Annotated in this window: 19 protein-coding genes; 13 read left to right on the forward strand and 6 right to left on the reverse strand. The window is 55.2% G+C overall.

What is annotated here, in order from left to right; translation table 11 throughout:
- Positions 1-36 precede the first annotated feature (36 nt).
- Positions 37-681 carry a DUF2161 domain-containing phosphodiesterase gene (locus TA5113_RS05370; protein WP_058315332.1) on the forward strand — a complete coding sequence of 215 codons (645 nt, stop codon included), beginning with the start codon at positions 37-39 and terminating at the stop codon, positions 679-681.
- Here TA5113_RS05370 and TA5113_RS05375 read toward each other — a convergent pair.
- Positions 678-1508, reverse strand: a complete 831-nt coding sequence (locus TA5113_RS05375; protein WP_058315333.1) for an SMP-30/gluconolactonase/LRE family protein — start codon at positions 1506-1508, stop codon at positions 678-680. The genes TA5113_RS05370 and TA5113_RS05375 overlap by 4 nt on opposite strands.
- A 108-nt stretch (positions 1509-1616) precedes the next feature.
- Between TA5113_RS05375 and TA5113_RS05380 the strand changes: the two genes are divergently transcribed.
- The 4 genes from TA5113_RS05380 (at position 1617) to TA5113_RS05395 (ending at position 5477) form a co-directional block, all read left to right on the forward strand.
- Entirely contained in the window at positions 1617-2393 is a 777-nt protein-coding gene (locus tag TA5113_RS05380; RefSeq protein WP_058315334.1) for a helix-turn-helix domain-containing protein, read from the forward strand.
- 141 nt (positions 2394-2534) lie between these two features.
- Positions 2535-2822, forward strand: a complete 288-nt coding sequence (locus tag TA5113_RS05385; RefSeq protein ID WP_058315335.1) for a co-chaperone GroES — start codon at positions 2535-2537, stop codon at positions 2820-2822.
- A 51-nt stretch (positions 2823-2873) separates the two neighbouring features.
- Positions 2874-4511 carry a chaperonin GroEL gene (groL, locus tag TA5113_RS05390; protein ID WP_058315336.1) on the forward strand — a complete coding sequence of 546 codons (1638 nt, stop codon included), beginning with the start codon at positions 2874-2876 and terminating at the stop codon, positions 4509-4511.
- 129 nt (positions 4512-4640) lie between these two features.
- Positions 4641-5477 carry a DMT family transporter gene (locus TA5113_RS05395; RefSeq protein ID WP_058315337.1) on the forward strand — a complete coding sequence of 279 codons (837 nt, stop codon included), beginning with the start codon at positions 4641-4643 and terminating at the stop codon, positions 5475-5477.
- 60 nt (positions 5478-5537) lie between these two features.
- Here the strand turns inward: TA5113_RS05395 and carB are convergent, their stop codons facing one another.
- Positions 5538-8888 carry a carbamoyl-phosphate synthase large subunit gene (carB, locus tag TA5113_RS05400; RefSeq protein WP_058315338.1) on the reverse strand — a complete coding sequence of 1117 codons (3351 nt, stop codon included), beginning with the start codon at positions 8886-8888 and terminating at the stop codon, positions 5538-5540.
- Between the two features lie 266 nt (positions 8889-9154).
- Between carB and TA5113_RS05410 the strand changes: the two genes are divergently transcribed.
- The 5 genes from TA5113_RS05410 (at position 9155) to TA5113_RS05430 (ending at position 15675) form a co-directional block, all read left to right on the forward strand.
- Positions 9155-10276 carry an aminodeoxychorismate synthase component I gene (locus TA5113_RS05410; protein ID WP_058315340.1) on the forward strand — a complete coding sequence of 374 codons (1122 nt, stop codon included), beginning with the start codon at positions 9155-9157 and terminating at the stop codon, positions 10274-10276.
- On the forward strand, positions 10231-10866 hold the full coding sequence (locus TA5113_RS05415) for an aminotransferase class IV family protein (RefSeq protein ID WP_058315341.1): 636 nt from the start codon (positions 10231-10233) through the stop codon (positions 10864-10866). The genes TA5113_RS05410 and TA5113_RS05415 overlap by 46 nt, the downstream gene beginning before the upstream one ends.
- 162 nt (positions 10867-11028) lie before the next feature.
- Positions 11029-12885, forward strand: a complete 1857-nt coding sequence (gene aspS, locus TA5113_RS05420) for an aspartate--tRNA ligase (RefSeq protein ID WP_058315795.1) — start codon at positions 11029-11031, stop codon at positions 12883-12885.
- A 159-nt stretch (positions 12886-13044) separates the two neighbouring features.
- Entirely contained in the window at positions 13045-14433 is a 1389-nt protein-coding gene (locus TA5113_RS05425) for a DUF1800 domain-containing protein (protein WP_306337827.1), read from the forward strand.
- Positions 14434-14442: 9 nt separating this feature from the next.
- Entirely contained in the window at positions 14443-15675 is a 1233-nt protein-coding gene (locus TA5113_RS05430) for a DUF1501 domain-containing protein (RefSeq protein WP_058315343.1), read from the forward strand.
- Here the strand turns inward: TA5113_RS05430 and TA5113_RS05435 are convergent.
- A complete protein-coding gene (locus TA5113_RS05435; protein WP_058315344.1) occupies positions 15672-16382 on the reverse strand; it encodes a response regulator in 711 nt (236 codons plus the stop codon). The two genes, TA5113_RS05430 and TA5113_RS05435, sit on opposite strands and share 4 nt — an antisense overlap.
- A 154-nt stretch (positions 16383-16536) precedes the next feature.
- On the opposite strand from TA5113_RS05435, the gene mce reads away from it, so the two are divergent.
- Together mce and TA5113_RS05445 are read left to right on the forward strand one after the other, a co-directional pair.
- Positions 16537-16941 (forward strand): methylmalonyl-CoA epimerase, encoded by a 405-nt coding sequence (gene mce / locus TA5113_RS05440; RefSeq protein WP_058315345.1) that lies wholly within the window; start codon positions 16537-16539, stop codon positions 16939-16941.
- A gap of 102 nt (positions 16942-17043) precedes the next feature.
- Entirely contained in the window at positions 17044-17331 is a 288-nt protein-coding gene (locus TA5113_RS05445; RefSeq protein WP_058315346.1) for a DUF1467 family protein, read from the forward strand.
- A 15-nt stretch (positions 17332-17346) separates the two neighbouring features.
- Here TA5113_RS05445 and TA5113_RS05450 read toward each other — a convergent pair whose 3' ends face one another.
- From TA5113_RS05450 to TA5113_RS05460, 3 genes are all read right to left on the reverse strand, one after another.
- On the reverse strand, positions 17347-18072 hold the full coding sequence (locus TA5113_RS05450) for an EI24 domain-containing protein (protein ID WP_058315347.1): 726 nt from the start codon (positions 18070-18072) through the stop codon (positions 17347-17349).
- A complete protein-coding gene (locus tag TA5113_RS05455) occupies positions 18057-18635 on the reverse strand; it encodes a nitroreductase family protein (RefSeq protein ID WP_058315348.1) in 579 nt (192 codons plus the stop codon). Before TA5113_RS05455 ends, TA5113_RS05450 begins: the two co-directional genes overlap by 16 nt.
- 131 nt (positions 18636-18766) lie before the next feature.
- Positions 18767-19006, reverse strand: a complete 240-nt coding sequence (locus TA5113_RS05460) for a DUF8831 family protein (RefSeq protein WP_058315349.1) — start codon at positions 19004-19006, stop codon at positions 18767-18769.
- 145 nt (positions 19007-19151) lie between these two features.
- Here TA5113_RS05460 and TA5113_RS05465 point away from each other — a divergent pair, with 145 nt between their 5' ends.
- Entirely contained in the window at positions 19152-19886 is a 735-nt protein-coding gene (locus tag TA5113_RS05465; RefSeq protein WP_058316636.1) for a M48 family metalloprotease, read from the forward strand.
- Positions 19887-19906: the final 20 nt, after the last annotated feature.

Consider the following 19906-nt stretch of genomic DNA (forward strand, 5'->3'; position numbering starts at 1 on the left):
CTGGAGAAATTGTGCAGGACTTCTTAGGGTGCGGGTATGAAGGAGACAGAGCTATATCTGCCGGTGAAATCCTGGCTTGAAGGGCAGGGGTTTGAGGTTAAGGCCGAAGTGGGCGCGGCGGATGTGGTGGCCTGTCGGCCAGGCGAAGATCCTGTGATTGTAGAATTGAAGACCGGGTTTTCTTTGACACTTTTGCAGCAGGCCATTGCGCGGCAACGACTGTCGGATTGGGTCTATGTGGCGGTGCCGCGCTGGAAAGGAAAGTCGGCATGGCGGTCATTCAAAGCCAATGTTGGGCTGTGCAAGCGGCTGGGTATTGGGGTGATGTCGGTCAATCTCGTGGACCAATCAGTCCATGTGCATGCGGATCCGGCCGAGTTTCGACCCAGAAAGTCAAAGCCGCGTAAAGGCGCTTTGTTGAAAGAGTTTGAGCGTCGCGTTGGCGATCCAAACCTTGGCGGCACAAATGGTAAGATCGTGACTGGGTACTTACAGGAAGCAGAGCGCTGTTTGGCCTATGTGGTCGCCCATGGGCCAAGCCGCGGCGCGGTTGTTGCCAAGGAAGCGGTCGCTCCGGCGGCGACGGCGATCATGCGCGATAATCACTATGGATGGTTTCAGAAAGTCGATCGGGGGGTGTATGAAGCCAGCCCCGAAGGGCTGGCTTCACTGAAATCTTAGTTTGTTGTCGTGCCCATTTCAAAAGTGGTGATCCGACCTTCCATCATGATGGGCAGATAGATCGTGTTCCCGAAAACACCGATATCTGCGGTGCTTGCCGGTGCGGAAAGAAGCAGTTCTGATGTGCCATCGGTGACTTTGAATATCTCGCCTGTGATCCAGTCATTGGCGATGTAGCTGTCACCGATTTTTGCGACTCCATCGATATTGGCCAGTTCAGGATAGATTTGCGTGGCTTCTTTTGTGGCCAAATCAATGGATAGCAGATCACCTGGTGCGTCCGTTGAAAAGTCCGGCTTCATGCCCGGCCCCCAATGGCCCACGACCAATGACAAGCCATCCGTCCAAAGCCCATTTGGGTGGGGAAGGGCAGCGTCTTGGTAAAACGGGGCGAGTGTTTCTCCGTCATAGGACCAGATCACGCCTGTCAGCATATCAGACACCCAAACCCGGTCGCCGCTTGCGGTGACGTCGTTGAAAAGACCAATGCCTTCGGGCGTCAGGGTCTTTGTGATTTCACCAGTTTTGCGATCCACGAAGTGAAGCGCGTTCAAATCGGCAACAACCAGATGGTCGCCAAACAAGGCCATGCCCTTAGGGGAGTGCATGCCTGTGGCCCATTTCATATCAAGAACCTTGCCGTCCATGGACAGCCGAGAGATGTAGCCGTTTCCGTCCGGCTCAAACGGGCTGTCCACCATATTTGAGACATAGAGCTGGCCCTTGCTCGGGTCGGGCAAGACAGATTCAGGAAGCTCAAATCCGGTTGCTTCCCACGCTTGGGCAGATGTGGCGAGGAGAAGGGTGGCAAGTGTCAGACGTATCATTTTTGAATTCCTTTGCTGATGACACTTGCAAAGAATTGTTTTACGACCTTATTTTCAAGGTATCCCGTTTGACGTATCAATTTATGATACTTTTTGGAGGTTCAAAGTATGGAAAACCGTTTATTGACCGACGCGTTTGAGATTTTGAAACGCTCATTACGGGCGCGTGGCATGACCTACGCACAAGTGGGCGAGGCTTTGGGCCTATCTGAAGTGTCCGTCAAAAGGATGTTTGCCCAGCGAGATTGTAAGATGTCGCGGCTCTTCGAACTCTGCGAATTGTTGGAGTTGCCGCCCGAAGAAATATTGCAACGGGCGCGCCGGACCCGGACGGACGCGGTGTATTTGCCATTGGAAACGGAAGCGGCGCTGGCGGCCAATCCGTCGCTCTTTCACTTTATGCTCTTACTTCGCGAGAGTTTCTCGTCTCGTCAGATCGCCTCGATTTATAATCTAACCCGTTTGGATATCGACCATTATGGGCGACTGCTAGAGAACCTTGGGCTTGCTGAGTTACTACCCGAAGGAAAAGTTCGGCTTGATATGCCCTATCCGGTGAAAATACGCCCATTTGGTCCGCTGCATTCCATTGTCAAATCGGTCAATCAAAACTTCCTGAGCTTGGCGATTGATGAATCCAACGGCGAAGATCTGGCATTTTCGGCCATGAGCCGGCGCATGCTGCCCGATACGCTGAAGCAAATTGTCAGAGAGCTGGGGGAGTTTCAGTCCCATATCGCCAATCTCGCCCGTCAGGATCAAATGATCGCAAATGATAAAGAGCTGGTGTCCTTTAAGCTGACTGTCGCAGCAGGCATGTTCCATTGCCCAGACCTGCTAGAGATCGACTCTGTGAAGGCGCTTGCCCCGTTGGAAAGCTCATAAATCGTCACAAAAATTTCTCGGTAGACGTTGTTGACTCTATCTTAAGACATGCCTAGCTATTCGTCTGTTAGCACTCGCCGACTGGGAGTGCTAATCGCTCCGCTCGGAGTGAGGGAGAAACTTAAGTAGGGAAACCTAATCATGGCATTTACACCATTGCATGACCGCGTGCTGGTTCGTCGTCTTGAAAGCGAAGAGAAAACAGCTGGCGGCCTGATCATTCCAGATTCCGCAAAAGAAAAGCCTTCTGAAGGCGAAGTTGTTTCCGTGGGCGAAGGCGCACGCAAAGACAGCGGCGAACTGATCGCTCCTGCCGTAAGCGCAGGCGACAAGGTTCTGTTCGGCAAATGGTCTGGCACAGAAGTCACCGTAGACGGTGAAGAGCTGCTGATCATGAAAGAGTCCGACATCATGGGCATCCTGTCCTAAGTCGCCGACCCTGAACACCAAACGAACACTTAGAATTTAGGAGCTATCAAGATGGCAAAAGACGTCAAATTTGATACCGATGCACGTAACGCGATGCTGCGCGGCGTGAACGTACTGGCAGACGCTGTAAAAGTTACTTTGGGCCCAAAGGGTCGTAACGTTGTGCTGGACAAATCCTTCGGCGCACCACGCATCACCAAAGACGGTGTGTCTGTTGCGAAGGAAATCGAACTGGAAGACAAGTTCGAAAACATGGGCGCACAGATGGTGAAAGAAGTTGCTTCTCGCACCAATGACGAAGCGGGTGACGGTACAACAACCGCAACCGTTCTGGCGCAAGCGATTGTAAAAGAAGGTCTGAAGCAGGTTGCAGCTGGCCTGAACCCAATGGACCTGAAGCGCGGTATCGACCTTGCGACTGCAAAAGTTGTCGAAGGCATCGTTGCGTCTGCACGCGAAGTCAAAGACTCTGACGAAGTTGCACAGGTTGGTACAATCTCTGCAAACGGCGAAGCGGAAATCGGCCAGCAAATCGCAGACGCGATGCAAAAAGTTGGCAACGAAGGCGTTATCACTGTTGAAGAAAACAAAGGTCTGGAAACAGAGACCGATGTTGTTGAAGGCATGCAGTTTGACCGCGGTTACCTGTCCCCTTACTTCGTGACCAACCCAGACAAGATGATTGCAGATCTGGAAGACTGCATGATCCTGCTGCACGAGAAGAAACTGTCTTCCCTGCAGCCAATGGTTCCACTGCTCGAGCAAGTGATCCAGTCTCAGAAACCACTGCTGATCATCGCAGAAGATGTTGAAGGCGAAGCGCTGGCAACTCTGGTTGTGAACAAACTGCGTGGCGGTCTGAAAATCGCAGCTGTTAAAGCACCTGGCTTCGGCGACCGTCGTAAAGCAATGCTGCAAGACATCGCGATCCTGACTGGCGGCCAAGTGATCTCTGAAGATCTGGGCATGAAGCTTGAGTCTGTCACCATGGACATGCTGGGCACTGCCAAGAAAGTTCAGATCACCAAAGACGAAACCACTGTTGTGGACGGCGCTGGTAACAAAGGCGAAATCGAAGCACGTGTTGCTCAGATCCGCACTCAGATCGAAGAAACCACGTCTGACTATGACCGTGAGAAGCTGCAAGAACGTGTTGCCAAACTGGCAGGCGGTGTTGCTGTGATCCGCGTTGGCGGCATGACCGAAGTTGAAGTGAAAGAGCGCAAAGACCGCGTTGATGACGCCCTGAACGCGACCCGCGCGGCCGTGCAAGAAGGCGTGATCGTTGGTGGTGGTGTTGCTTTGGTTCAGGCTGGTAAAGCTCTGGCATCTCTGGAAGGCGCAAACGCTGACCAGAACGCAGGTATAAAGATCGTTGCAAAAGCGATTGAGGCACCTCTGCGTCAGATCGCTGAGAACTCCGGCGTTGACGGTGCGGTTGTTGCGGGCAAGATCCGTGAGAGCGAAGACACTGCATTTGGTTTCAATGCACAAACTGAAGAATATGGCGACATGTTCTCCTTCGGTGTGATTGACCCAGCAAAAGTGACACGCACAGCGTTGGAAGACGCAGCCTCCATCGCGGGTCTGCTGATCACCACAGAAGCAATGATTGCGGACAAGCCATCTGAAGGCGGTGCAGGCGCACCTGCAATGCCTGACATGGGCGGCATGGGCGGCATGATGTAATCATCACCGCACATTCGTGTGAATTTAGGGCCGTACCGGTTGGTGCGGCCCTTTTTTGTTTGTAAGCGTTTGGGGAGAGGGCGAGACGCCTTCGGCGAGAGTATTTGGGCAAAGAAGAAGGTGTAGGCATTGCGGCTATTTCTACTGACAGCGCTAACCATGGTCGCCTTTGCGGCGAATTCCGTTCTTAATCGCATGGCGATCGTGGATGGCGGCATGGATGCGATCTTGTTTGCGGTTGTGCGATTGCTTGCGGGCGCTGGGCTGTTGGCTGGGCTTTTGCTTTGGCAGCGCAAGGCCTTCGATTTTAGTTCAGTGAAACGCCCGATTGGTGCGCTGTCTTTGCTGGTGTACCTGTTTGGGTTTTCCCTGGCTTATCAGGCGCTTCCATCGGGTGTTGGGGCACTCTTGCTGTTTGGCATGGTGCAAATGACCATGTTTTTCGCCGCCGTTACCGGGGGTGAAGTGATTGGCCGGAAGCGGTGGCTGGGCACTGGATTAGCCTTTGCTGGGCTGTGCTGGATGCTTTGGCCGAGCGGGGAGGCCGCGTCGCCATTCGTGGCCATGGGATCCATGTTGATCGCCGGTGTCGGCTGGGGTGTTTATTCTTTGGTTGGACGTTCCGCGATAGATCCGGTTCAGGCGACCGCAATGAATTTCATCATTGCTGCCCCGATTGGTTTGGTTTTACTGTTGGTTTTGCCGGTGAATATGGCTGCGATTTCAGGGGCAGGCGTTGCTTTAGCGATCATCTCCGGCGCGATCATGTCCGGTATGGGTTATGCGCTTTGGTATGCGGTGGTGCCTGATTTGGGCGCAACACGCGCGGCAGTTTCCCAGCTCACGGTGCCGGTCATTGCGACCTTTGGCGGGGTGCTGTTCTTGTCAGAAACCGTGACCCTGGAATTTGCGTTGTCCACGGCATTGGTCCTTGGTGGCGTCGGATTGGCGCTGCGGAACAAATGATCCTAAGAAAAACGCCGGAGCGCTGAAGCCCCGGCGTTTTGAGTTTTAGGACGATTGCGCTTACTCAGCGGCGACTGTGAGGCCTTGCAAGCTGCGCACTTCGATCTCGCCGCTTTGTTGGGCTTGGATCGCCAGCGCTGCTGCGTGGGACGCTGCTGCGGTGGTGAAGTACGGGATCTTGTCGTTCAGGGTGACAGCGCGGATATCGCGGCTGTCTTCCACGGCTTGCGCACCTTCGGTGGTGTTCATCACCAGGGCGATCTCGCCGTTTTTCAGCATGTCTACGATGTTCGGGCGGCCTTCATAGACCTTGTTGACACGCTCACAAGCCACGCCTTGCTCGGCAAGCCATGTGGATGTGCCAGACGTCGCGACCACTTCAAAGCCCATTTCGATCAGCAGCTTAGCCGCGTCAGACATGAGCGATGTTTTGTCGGAGTCTTTGATGGAGATGAAGACTTTGCCAGAGTTTGGCAGTTTCATACCCGCGCCCAATTGCGCCTTGAGGAAGGCGGTTGCGAAATCGCGGTCCCAGCCCATGACTTCACCGGTCGAACGCATCTCTGGGCCGAGGATCGTGTCCACGCCTGGGAAGCGGTTGAACGGCAGCACGGCTTCTTTCACAGAGAACCAAGGCATCATTGGGTCGGCCAAAGTCATCTGGTCTGCGATTGGCTGCGGCTGGCTGATGTCAGCGCCTTCTTTGTAAGGTGGGCGCTCTGGGAAGTTAGAGAGCGGCTCGCCTGCCATCAAACGGGCAGCAATGGATGCGATTGCACTGTCTGTTGCTTTCGCAACGAAGGGCACGGTCCGGGAGGCGCGTGGGTTCACCTCAATGAGGTAGACTTCATTGCCTTTGGTGGCGAACTGAACGTTCATCAAACCCTTCACGTGCAGCGCTTTTGCAAGCGCCACGGTCTGGCGTTTGATCTCTTCGATCAGCTCCGCAGACAGGCTGTAAGGCGGAAGGGAACACGCAGAGTCACCGGAGTGAACACCGGCTTCTTCGATGTGTTGCATGATGCCAGCGATATGGACATTTTCACCGTCGCAAAGCGCGTCGACATCTAGCTCTGTTGCGCCATCCAAATAGCTGTCCAGCAGAACCGGGCTATCGCCAGAGACCACAACCGCTTCAGAGATGTAGCGTTCCAGCTGCCCCATATCGCGTACGATTTCCATGGCGCGGCCACCTAGAACATAGGATGGACGAATGACCAGCGGGAAGCCGATTTTCTCTGCGATTTCTAGAGCTTGCGCGTCCGTAGATGCAATGCCGTTATTTGGTTGCTTCAGGCCAAGTTCGTTGACCAGCGCTTGGAAACGTTCACGGTCTTCAGCGAGGTCAATTGCGTCAGGGGTGGTGCCCAAAATAGGGATACCCGCATCTTCCAATGCGTTTGCCAGTTTCAGTGGGGTCTGACCACCAAACTGAACGATCACACCGTGAAGCGTGCCGTTTTCCTGCTCAACCCGCAGGATTTCCATGACATGTTCGAATGTCAGCGGCTCAAAGTACAAGCGGTCAGATGTATCGTAGTCCGTGGACACGGTCTCTGGGTTACAGTTGACCATGATGGTCTCGTAACCCGCGTCTGCCAGTGCGAAACACGCGTGACAGCAGCAATAGTCAAACTCGATCCCTTGGCCGATCCGGTTTGGACCGCCGCCCAGAACGACCACTTTTTTGCGGTCCGATGGGCGTGCTTCGCATTCCACTTCGCCAAAGACAGGCTTTTCATAGGTGGAGTACATGTAAGGGGTCTGCGCTTCGAATTCTGCAGCGCATGTGTCGATGCGTTTGAACACGGCGGTCACGCCAAGGTTCAGACGGGCGCGGCGGACATTGTCTTCGTCGCGACCTGTCAAAATCGCAAGGCGCGCGTCAGAGAAGCCCAGCATTTTCAGGTGGCGCAGGCCTTGTTCCTCAACAGGAAGGCCGTTTGCGCGGACCTCTGCCTCTGCATCAATGATTTCGCGAATGCGATCCAGGAACCATGGATCAAACATAGTCACGTTCTGGATTTCCTCATTGGTCAAACCGTGGCGCATGGCTTGGGCAATCACACGCAGACGATCTGGCGTCTGCTGAGACAGCGCGCGCACAATGGCGGCTTTCTCTGGTGCGCCTTCAATATCGATTTCGTCAAAACCAGTTAGGCCACTTTCCATAGAAGACAGGGCCTTCTGCATGGATTCGTGAATGGTGCGGCCAATAGACATGGCTTCGCCCACGGATTTCATCGCGGTGGTCAGATATGGTTCCGAACCTGGGAATTTCTCAAACGCGAATTTCGGGATCTTGGTGACGACATAGTCGATTGATGGCTCAAAGGACGCAGGCGTCACTTTCGTGATGTCATTGTCCAGCTCATCCAATGTGTAGCCAACCGCCAGTTTCGCCGCGATTTTCGCAATTGGGAAACCGGTCGCTTTGGAGGCCAAAGCGGAAGAGCGAGACACCCGAGGGTTCATCTCGATCACAACCATGCGGCCGTCTTTTGGGTTCACCGCCCATTGCACGTTAGAGCCGCCGGTTTCCACGCCGATTTCCCGCAGAACATTCACGGAATGGTTCCGCATGATCTGATATTCTTTATCGGTCAGTGTCAGAGCAGGGGCCACGGTGATGGAGTCACCGGTATGCACGCCCATCGGGTCGATGTTCTCAATCGCACAAACGATAATGGCGTTATCCGCTTTGTCGCGGACCACTTCCATCTCGAATTCTTTCCAGCCCAGCAGGCTTTCATCCACCAGGATCTGGTTCACAGGGGAGGCGTCCATGCCGGTGCGGCAGAAGTGGATGTAATCTTCGCGGTTATAAGCCACACCACCACCGGTGCCGCCCATGGTGAAGGCCGGGCGGATGATGGCTGGCAGACCGATATCTTCCAGCTCTTCCAGTGCTAGGCGAATGCCTTCGTCCAAATCGTCTTCGCCGTTGTCTTTCTTTGGTGCCGTCACGATGGACGCACGCGGGTTTTCAATGCCCAGACGGTCCATCGCTTCGCGGAACAGTTTGCGATCTTCTGCCATTTCAATCGCATCACGTTTCGCGCCGATCATCTCGACTTTGAACTTGTCCAGAACGCCCATTTCCTCAAGCGCAAGCGAGGTGTTCAGACCAGTCTGGCCGCCCATTGTAGGCAGCAGCGCATCTGGGCGTTCTTTTTCGATGATCTTTGCCACCACTTCAGGGGTGATCGGCTCGATATAGGTTGCATCCGCCAGACCCGGGTCTGTCATGATCGTCGCTGGGTTAGAGTTCACCAGAATGACGCGGTAGCCTTCTTCTTTCAGCGCTTTACACGCTTGGGCCCCGGAATAGTCAAATTCACAGGCTTGGCCGATCACAATAGGACCAGCGCCGATGATCATGATAGAGGAGATGTCGGTTCTTTTTGGCATGGCAGACCTCGGTATAGGTGGCGGCACGGGATGGGCAGCACCACCGTTTGCGCAAATTGTCGTGGGTTATACAAATCAAACGCCAAGGCGCAAGGGGATTCGAATGGGATTCGCAAGAAACCGGCAGGTATTTCGAGCGAATGCGCAAAGCGCTCGGTTGGAGCTTAGCACATTCTTCGCAAGCATGATGGCGTGCGTCGATTTCCGGGATGTCAGAGCGTGCCATCAGCGCTATATCGGGCGGATCAGCTTAGAAAGGCGATAGGTTGCAGATTCGGTTTGATCAGGGCCCATTGGGGGCCGGCACATGGTTTGATGGCGCCGAGCGGTTGATCGTGGCGGACACTCCCGATCAAGTCGCAGAAGCCTTTGCGGCCATGGATCAGGCGCGAGCAGACGGCAAATGGCTGGCGGGCTATGCAACCTATGAGCTGGGTTATGCATTGGAGCCGCGCCTTTTGCCGCGCATGCCAGAAGGCCGAGCACTGCCGCTGATTTGTTTTGGTGTCTATGATGCGCCGGGATTGAAGGCATTGGCCCATGGTTCCGCAGCGTTGACGAACCCAAAACCGCTTTGGGATGAGCCGCGTTATCAGCAAGCCTTTGATCAGGTTAACGGCTATATCGGGGCCGGGGACATCTATCAGGCAAACCTGACATTTCCGATGACAGCGGAATATAAAGGCACGTCCGAGGCGCTTTATGCGGCTTTGAGCACGCGCCAGCCGGTCGGGCAGGGGGCAATGGTTTTGCAGGATGGTTTGCCGGACCTTCTGAGCCGCTCGCCTGAGCTGTTCTTTCGTACAACCAGTGCAGGTGTAATCGAGACGCGGCCCATGAAGGGCACGCAGCCGCGCTCTGAAGATCCGGAAGAGGATGCAAAACGGGTCGCTTTTCTACAAGCCGACGAAAAGAATCGCGCCGAAAACCTGATGATCGTGGACTTGCTGCGAAACGATATTAGTCGCGTTGCCGAGCTTGGGTCGGTGCACGTGCCGGAACTCTTCAAAGTCGAAAGCTACGCGACCGTGCATCAGATGGTGTCTTTGGTGCGTGCTACTTTGCGCCAAGGCGTTTCGTTGGGTGACATTTTCACAGCTCTCTTCCCTTGTGGCTCGATAACTGGGGCACCTAAACTGCGGGCGATGGAGATCTTGAACGATCTAGAACCCGACGCCCGTGACATCTATTGCGGCACCATCGGCTGGGCGGCCCCAGACGGGCGCAGCGATTTTAACGTGGCGATCCGTACTTTGATGGTCAAAGATGGCAAGGCCCGCCTGAATGTGGGGGGTGGTGTTGTTTGGGACAGCACCGGCCCATCGGAATACGAGGAAGCCCTTTGGAAAGCACGCTACGCGGCAGCGTTCCAGCTGGAACGCGACTGATTGAAACCTATGGCTGGTGGCACGATACCGGGTTTAAGCGTCTAGATTTGCATCTGGCGCGGATGGAACGCTCTGCGCGCCAGTTGGGATTTGGTTTCGATGCAGCGGCCGCGCATCAGTGCATGAAAACGCAAGGCGATGCGCCGCTGCGCTGCCGTTTGACTCTGGGCGAAGACGGGTTTGAGTTTACGGCCACGCCCATGGCAGAGAACCCGGCCTCGTGGACCGTTGCAATCGCCGATCAACGCCTTTCTTCCAACGACATCTGGCTACAACACAAAACAACGCAACGTGCGCTCTATGATGCGGCCCGCGCGAATTCGCCTGAAGGCATCGACGAGCTGATTTTTCTCAACGAAAGAAACGAGCTTTGCGAGGGTACGATTACCAACCTATTTGTGACACTCAAAGATGGGCAAATGGTGACACCGCCCATTCATTCTGGCGTCCTGCCGGGCATTTTGCGTCAAACACTGATTGAGTCAGGACAGGCGCGTGAGATGATCATCACGCGCGACCACCTCCAAACCGCTCACGCCATTCACGTTGGCAACGCCTTGCGTGGCTTGATCCCTGCAGTTCTGGCTTAAACGAACGACGAAGGGTAGAAACCCTGCCAACACGGCGGTCAAACCTGACTTCCGGCTTGACTTCCGCCTCTACAAAAGGTGTATCACCCCAGACTGATTTCGCACGCCCGCAGCGTGCCCTGAGACATGCCCGATGAAAGGCCCCGAAGAATGGCAGATACCATGCATGCATACCGCAGCCACACTTGCGCGGAACTGACCAAATCCAATGTAGGCGAGACTGTGCGTCTGGCCGGCTGGGTGCACCGTGTACGCGACCACGGCGGCGTTCTCTTCATCGACCTGCGTGACCATTACGGCGTCACTCAAGTGATCGCAGATGGCGACAGCCCGGTTTTCTCTGAGCTGGAGAAGGTCCGTTCCGAATGGTGTATCCGCATCGACGGCAATGTGCTGGCACGTGACGAAAGCCTTGTGAACCCGAACCTGCCAACCGGTGAAGTCGAAGTCTTCATCCGTGATCTGGAAGTGCTGGGTCAGTCCGAAGAACTGCCATTGATGGTATTCGGCGATCAGGAATACCCAGAAGAAACCCGTCTGAAGTACCGCTTCCTTGATCTGCGTCGTGAGCAGATGCAGGAGAACATGAAGCTGCGCTCTGACGTTGTCATGTCCATGCGCAAACGCATGTGGGACCTGAACTTCCGCGAATACCAAACGCCGATCATCACCGCGTCCTCCCCGGAAGGCGCGCGTGACTTCCTCGTCCCATCCCGTCTGCACCCGGGCAAATTCTACGCCCTGCCGCAGGCCCCACAGCAGTTCAAACAGCTGATGATGGTTGCGGGTTTCGACAAGTATTTCCAAATCGCGCCGTGCTTCCGCGATGAAGATCCGCGTGCGGACCGCTCTCCGACCGACTTCTACCAGCTCGACATGGAAATGAGCTTTGTAGAGCAGCAGGACGTCTTTGACACCATCGCGCCAGTTCTGGCGGGTGTGTTTGAAGAGTTTGGTGGGGGCCGCAAAGTGGACGCGCCAAATGAATGGCCGCAGATTTCCTATAAAGAAGCCGCGCTGAAATACGGTTCTGACAAACCTGACCTGCGCAACCCGATTGAGATGCAGGTTGTTTCTGAGCACTTCGCCGGGTCCGGTTTCGCGATCTTCGCAAAACTGCTGGAACAAGACGGCACCCAAGTGCGCGCGATCCCAGCGCCGACCGGTGGGTCTCGTAAGTTCTGCGACCGCATGAACAAGTTTGCTCAGCAGGAAGGTCTGCCGGGCATGGGCTACATCTTCTGGCGCAAGCAATCTGCGGACAGCATCGCGCAAGAGCAGGGCATCTCTGTGAAAGAGGTCAACGCGAAAATCAAAGCGGGTGAGATCATCCTGGGCGAAGAAGCGGCCGGACCACTCGCGAAAAACATCGGCCCAGAGCGTACGGAAGCGATCCGTCAGCAGCTGGGTCTGGGTGTGGGCGATGCCGCCTTCTTCTTGGGTGGTAAACCAAAGAGCTTTGAAAAAGTTGCGGGCCGTGCCCGTGATGTGATTGGTGAAGAACTGGGCCTGATTGACAAAGACCGTTTTGCCTTTGCTTGGATCGTGGATTTCCCAATCTACGAGGCGGACGAAGAGACCGGCAAAATCGACTTTGAACACAACCCGTTCTCTATGCCGCAAGGTGGTATGGACGCACTGAATGGCGATCCGCTGGAGGTCAAAGGCTTCCAATATGACCTAGCATGTAACGGCTATGAGCTGGTGTCCGGCGCGGTTCGGAACCACAAGCCAGAAATCATGTTCAAGGCGTTTGAAATTGCCGGTTACGGTGAAGACGAAGTGCGCAATCGTTTTGGGGCGCTTGTGAACGCGTTCCAATACGGCGCGCCGCCTCACGCAGGTTGCGCGGCAGGTGTTGACCGGATTGTCATGTTGCTGGCCGATCAGCAAAACATTCGCGAAGTCATGATGTTCCCAATGAACCAGCGCGCAGAAGATCTGATGATGAACGCGCCGAATGATCCACAAAGCGATCAGTTGATGGAACTGGGCCTGCGAGTGATCCCACAGGATTAAGCACTCTTTGAAGACGCATAGAAAAAGGAGGCTTCGGCCTCCTTTTTTGTGCGGGTATCCGCCGCATGAAAATAAAAACGACGGAAGTCAAAGCCCAATGCGTTAAACTCTGCACTCAGAACAAAAGACAGCAGACGCAGACCATAACGGCGGCCATTGATGTTTGATCCGACCTTAGCAGAAATCCGGTTTGGCACCGGACTGTCCCCTAAGCTTTCTCCACCGGGCAGCGTGCGGGATCTTTTGGATGGTGTCCGGGTCAGGGACGCAATGGCACGGCGCTTCCCAATCGAGCCTTACGATGTCTTTCGCCACCGCATTCGCGCCCATATGGATGCGCAAAAAGCCTATCGGCAGAACCGAGGGAAGCCGGAAGAACAAGAACTTAATGAGGCGCGAAAACAGCTCCGCCGCAGTGCGAACAGCGCCTATGGTGACTTCTTTCGCAACGCCTTTCTCAGACGCATTCATACGGAAACCGGGTTTCGGGAAAGGCTATCCTTTTTCTGGCAAGATCATTTCACTGCCCGTGGTCGGCTGCAAGTCGCCCGCAATGCCACGGGGCCTTATGTGGAAGAGGCAATTCGCCCGAATTTGAGCGGACGGTTTGAGGATCTTTTGATCGCCGCGGTGACCCATCCGTTGATGTTGTCCTACCTTGATCAAAACCAGTCCGTTGGACCCAACAGTAGATTGGGAAAACGTTCCGCAAGACGCGGTAATGCTAAGGGGCTCAATGAAAATTTGGCGCGTGAAGTCTTGGAGCTCCACACGCTTGGGGTCGATGCGCAATACTCACAATACGACGTTCGGGAGCTGGCCGAGCTCTTCACCGGGCTGACGTTCAAGCGTGATCTTACCTTCCAGTTCAAAGCCGCACTCGCGGAACCAGGTGCCGAAACCGTGTTGGGTAAGTCCTATGGGCCGGGCGGTGGGCTAAGGGAGGTCAAAGCTGTTTTGCGGGACCTCGCGCGCCATCCAGCGACCGCGAAACATCTCTCCAAAAAACTGGCGCTTCATTTCATTTCGGATCAACCAGATCCCGCCTTAATCGCGTCCATGGAACAGGCTTTTTTAGACAGCGATGGCGAGTTGTTGAGCGTTTACTCTGCCATGCTCTCTCACCCAGCAAGCTGGTCGCCCAAATCGCAGAAGGTCAAGCTTCCTTTCGACTTCATGGCCAGCGCATTGCGGGCGTTGAATGTGGATGAAAAGACCCTGAAGAACACGCGAACACGCGATCTGAGAAACATTCTTTATGTGCCAATGCAGATCATGGGGCAGCCTTGGGAAGCCCCGAATGGGCCTGATGGTTGGCCGGAGGAAAACAACTACTGGATCACGCCGCAGTTTATGGCAGCCCGCTTGCAATGGGCCCTAGCTGCTCCGCAGGCGCTGCGTCAAACGTTGCCTGATCCGCGGGACTTTGCGCGCGCAGCGTTGGGCGATCGTTTGCCCAAGGATGTAGCCTTTGCGGCAGGTGCCGCTGAGAACCGCTGGGAAGGCATTGCTCTAGTGCTGACCTCGCCTGCGTTTCAGAAGCAATAGGAGAGAACGATGAGTGTGATCTTACCCCGCCGTGGTTTTCTAAAACTCTCTGCTGCAATTGGCTGTTCTGCCGCCGCGAGCCCACTTTTGACACCCGTTAGCCTTGCGTCTGCCCCCGGTGAACGCCGACTGATCGTGATCATCCTGCGCGGGGGTATGGATGGGTTGGATGTGTTGCGTCCAATGGGCGACCGAGATTTTGCCAGCCATCGCCCGAATTTGGCGGCGTCAGGTCGAGATGGCCTGCGTCTGACAGAGTTTCACGGCATGCACGCCGCGCTGAAAGACTTGCGCCCCCTTTGGGCTGACGGCGATTTGGCCTTTGTGCAGGCAACTTCGACACCATATCGCGACAAGCGCAGCCATTTTGATGGGCAGGACCTGCTGGAAGCGGGCACTATCGATCTTGCGCCGATGGGGCGTCGCACCGGTTGGCTCAATCGCATGCTGCCGCATTTGCCGGGGGCAGAAGAGCGCACCGCTTTTGCCTTGGGGCGCGAGGATATGCTTTTGCTGACCGGCGAAACGCCAGTGTCCAATTGGTCCCCCGAAGTCGATTTGACGCTGAGTTCGCAGGGTCTGCGTCTGCTAGAGCTGATGATGCAAAGCGATCCTGAAATGGCGGCGAGCATGGCAGAGGCGATTGCGCTTGCCGGCTCTGATGGGGACAGCGTGACCTTTGAGATGTCAGAAGACGCCATGATGGACGAAATGATGGCTGACGCGAAAGAGGCGCGAAAAGGCAAAACCCATCTGAAAATTGCTGATTTCGCAGCAGAACAATTGCGAGGAGAAAGCCGGATCGCGTCTTTCTCTGTTGGCGGCTGGGACACACATGCCAATCAACAGCGTGCATTGAATGGCCCCTTGGAGCGGCTTAGCGAAGTGATCCTGCGCTTGAAAGATCAGCTTGGTGCGCGGGTTTGGGATCAGACTTCGGTTCTTTGTATGACTGAGTTTGGCCGGACCGTGCGTGAGAACGGAACGAAGGGCACGGATCATGGCACCGGGGGTACAATGATCATGGCGGGCGGTGCAATTCGCGGGGGCCGAATTTATGGGGAGTGGCCGGGATTAGCCGAGGCCGATCTTTATCAGCGCCGCGATGTCATGCCGACTTCGGATGTGCGCGCCTGGGCCGCTTGGGCGATGCATGACAGTTTTGGACTGCCGAAATCTGTCTTTGAAAATCAGGTTTTTGCCGGTCTGGACATGGGCAGCAGCCCCAATCTCTTGCTCTAGACCACTTTTCGATCATCCATTCGGTCCTGCATGAGCCCTGCGAGCTGTGAAACACATGAACGGTCCGACTTTCCGTCAGACAGAGTTTTTAAAACCAGATCCGATGCGCGTGCCAATCCGTTGTCGTCAGCACTGCGCGCTACGCCTGACAGGAATTGCGCCACATAAGCCACGCTCTTTCGGTCCATACCGTCTCCTAACATGTCCGATGCGTGCGCAAGATCATCGATATAGGCGATCGGATCAGGTTTGATGTCTTGTTTCGGAACGGCTCTGGGACCGTTGGGGACGCGCTCTCTTGGAAGGTGCGACAGGATGATGTTCTGAAACTCTGCAACGGATGTCAGCGGCTTGTCCACGAAACGATCCGCGCCTGCGGATCGTGCCGCATGGGCCAAATGCGGATCACCAGAAATCGCAAGCAGAACGTCAACGCGCGGCGTTGCGCGATTGAGGTCGCGGATCAGATCCAAACCCGATCCATCCGGCAATCCAAGATCAATGATCGCGATGGACGGGCGATAGACTCGCAAATGTCGGCGCGCCGAGGCCACACAGTCAGCCCGTCGAATTCGTGCACCGCTTTTCAAACAAATCAATCGAAGTGCTTCGCTCGCAAATCGGCTGTCCTCGACCGCCAACACCGTTAATCCCAACAATGGGCGCGCGGGCGTGGGGTTTGTCATGAAGGTGTTGAAATCTTCCATGGGTGGCTCCTCGTGACGAATGACGGGTTACGACGTCACGTTATGGGGCACATAGATAACAACTGGTTAAGCTGGCGGCGCGGATCGCTTGTCAGGGGCAGGGCGCTCCCCCATAACGAAGCCACTTAAAACGACTACGACGAAGGAGACGCCAATGATCGGCCGTTTGAACCACGTGGCGATTGCAGTTCCAGATCTGGACGCCGCCGCAGACCAATATCGCAACGCTTTGGGTGCCAAAGTTGGTGCACCACAAGATGAGCCGGACCATGGTGTAACTGTGATCTTCATCGAGCTGCCAAATACAAAGATCGAGCTCTTGTATCCGCTTGGCGAAAATAGCCCTATCCAAGGTTTCTTGGATAAAAACCCATCCGGCGGCATTCACCATATCTGCTACGAAGTCGACGATATCCTTGCAGCACGCGACCAACTGCAAGCCACCGGTGCGCGGGTGCTGGGCAGCGGCGAGCCTAAGGTTGGTGCCCATGGCAAACCCGTGCTTTTCTTGCACCCAAAAGACTTCAACGGCTGCCTTGTTGAGCTAGAGCAGGTCTAAGGGTCGCAGCATTGATGCTGCCCTTGTCGGGGCGATGCTTGCGGCTTAGGTATACGGGCAGCCATCAGGTTGCCCAAAGCCACCCTTGAATAAGGAAGCCAAATGTCCATTACATCCGCGCTCGTCATGTATGCCGTTGTCTGGTTCATGACCTTTCTCATGGTCATACCGGTACGTCTGCAAACGCAAGGGGATGTGGGCAAGGTCGTTCCGGGAACGCAGGCAGGCGCGCCGGAACATCACCATCTTAAGAAGAAAGCTTGGATCACCACAGCAATTGCTGCGGTTGTATGGGCGATCCTCTTTTGGATCATCACGCAGGGCATCATCGAAGTCCGTGATTTTGACTGGATGAATCGCCTGCCGCCCGTGAGCGAGTCGGACTATTAAGCTAAGCTTCGTCCCTCAGGCTGCGCGTTTTGAACTGGGTAACTCACCTTCCAGCAAATGGAAAATATGCGTGTAAGTGGCCGCGCCCATGATCGGGACCAATAGGTTCACGATTGGAATGGAGAGCGGCATAGCCATCAAAATACCTGCCGCCCAAATGGTCGGGAAATGCTCTCGACGCAAGTCCTTGGCCCCGCTGCGCCCTACGCGTCGCATGGCAACGAGTGTGAAATACTCTCGCCCCAGAAGGAAACCGTTCAAAGCCCAGAACACAAATGGCGCAAATGGCGGTAGTACAACATAGATCAGCAACGCCAATAGGTTGGCGATGATCATGATCCCTAGAAAGCTCACGGTGTCTTTGAAGCCTTCTGCGAAACTGACCTTGTCGGCCTTTGGTAAATGACCATAGTGCTTGTCTTCGACTGCGTCTGCCACTTGGTCTAGAAAGAGCGACGTGATCGCCGAAGCGACGGGCACCATCAAAAACACAGAGGCAAGCAGGATCATCAGGAATGACCCAATGCCAATCCCAGCACCGATCCAGCCGCTTTCACCGAACCAGCGTTCCAGAAGATCGGGAAGGCCAACCCAGTTTAGGCCCGCGACCATCAAGAAATAGGCACCGACCAACAGCGCCAGCGTCAGACCAATCCCGCGCCAAAACACTTTGCGAAAGCGCGGGTCAGTCATCTGGCCTAAAGCTGTTAAAAAGGCTGAAAAGATTACTCCGACTGCCATGTGACCTTTTCCTCTGGATTGGGGCGAGGGCGTTCTGGTGGCGCGAAGCCTTCGGTGCCGATGTGGATGATACCGGCCACTTTTTCATGGGCCCCAAGACCAAAACCTTCTTCAACAAATGCGCGGTCATGGCTAGCCCAACCGCTTAGCCAGTTGGCGCCCCATCCAGAGGCGAGGGCGGCGTTCAAGAGCGCCAAGCAGACGGCACCGGCGGAATAGGTCTGTTCAATTTCGGGGATCTTGTCGCTTTCAACTTTGCTTTCAACGACAACAACCGCCAAGTTGCCCTTCACAAACTGATCTTTGCCTTTGAAGGTTTGATTGCTGTCTAAGCCAAGCGCTTCGGCCCGTTTCACCGCAAGATCGGCCAACCGTGGCATTGCGCCTTTTTCCAGGACGATGAAACGCCATGGCTCCAGCTTGCCGTGGTCCGGCGTACGCATGGCTGCTTCCAAAATGAGGGCAAGCTCTGCACGGCTTGGCACCGGCTCTTGCAATGTCTTGGCGGGGCGGGACCGGCGGGTCAGCAGAAATTCTAGGGCAGCGTCATTGCGCTCGGGCATGGGGATCTCCAGTCAGTCGCCCCAGATGTCTGCTTCGCTGAAGTAGATTTCAACGGGCAATACCAAAAATTCCGAGCTATTGGGGCCGTTTGGCAGGAATTCTCAATTCGTTTCGCGAGAATTCCTTAACCTCACGTCTCTTCCCGTGCAATGCGATAGACCCCTTCGGGCAAATCAAGCGCTGCAGCCAGATCTTCCGCCTGCGCAATAGACAGCGTGATCTTCTGCACGGTTTCCGTGCGCGGATCCAACTGCTCTAGCGTGATGCAATCTTCAAAAAGGTTGATGGTAATGTCTTCTTGCAGATGGGATTTCCCTTCATCCACAAGGGTGACAACGGTGGAGTCAAATTCGTGCTCTATGCTGAACATGATCTCAGCCTAACGCGGTTTTACAAAAGCGCAAGCGATTGAAACGCAGTAAGTCGCGCAAGATCACGCGAAATTGCGCGGATGACCTGACAGGCTGGTTTTGTTGCGCACAAATCCTAACTAAGCTGAAGAGAAAGGAGACAGGATGCCTCGCTTTCGACATGTGATCCGTACGGCTTTGCTTTGCTTCGGTTTTGCCCTTGCAGGCTGTGCTGTCGCGCCCACGTCTGAACCGATAGAGCCGATTGAAGCGTCCAAGATTGAGGCCTTTGAGGAGGTTGTGACGCGGCTCGGTCCGATAGTCACGGATACCTGTGAAACCTTTGATTTCGTGCGCAGTTGTCGGTTTAAGCTGTTCGTCGTTGAGACTGAGGATGATGTTTCAAACGCGTTTCAAACCCTAGATGGTTTTGGCCGGCCAGTGGTTTTGGTCACCCGACCCTTGCTCGACGAGCTGCGCAATGAAGACGAGATCGCGCTCGTGCTGTCTCATGAGGCCGCGCACCATATTCTCAACCATCTGGGTCGACAAAAATCTGACGCGGCTCAAGGGGCAACCATCCTCGCGAATGCTGCAGAACGAAAGGGCGGGACACGCCAGGATGTCCGCGACGCGCGGCGGGTTGGGGCGGTCGTAGGTCGGCGTCTCTTTGCGCAAGAATATGAGTTGGAAGCGGACGCGCTGGGCGCGGTGATGGCGCGCGAAGCCGGGTTTGATGCCATAAATGGCGCACGCTTTTTCTTGCGCATCCCTGATCCCGGCAAGCATGCGCTGAATTCTCATCCTCCAAACGCACTGCGTCGTGCAACCGTGCGCGATGCCGTGCTCAATAATCGCATGCCTGAAGGCGCTCTGGAGATTTTGCTGCCAGCGACGTAAACTCCTAAGAAACAATTGGG

It is taken from the genome of Cognatishimia activa (assembly GCF_001458335.1).
GTDB classification, from domain to species: Bacteria; Pseudomonadota; Alphaproteobacteria; order Rhodobacterales; family Rhodobacteraceae; genus Cognatishimia; species Cognatishimia activa.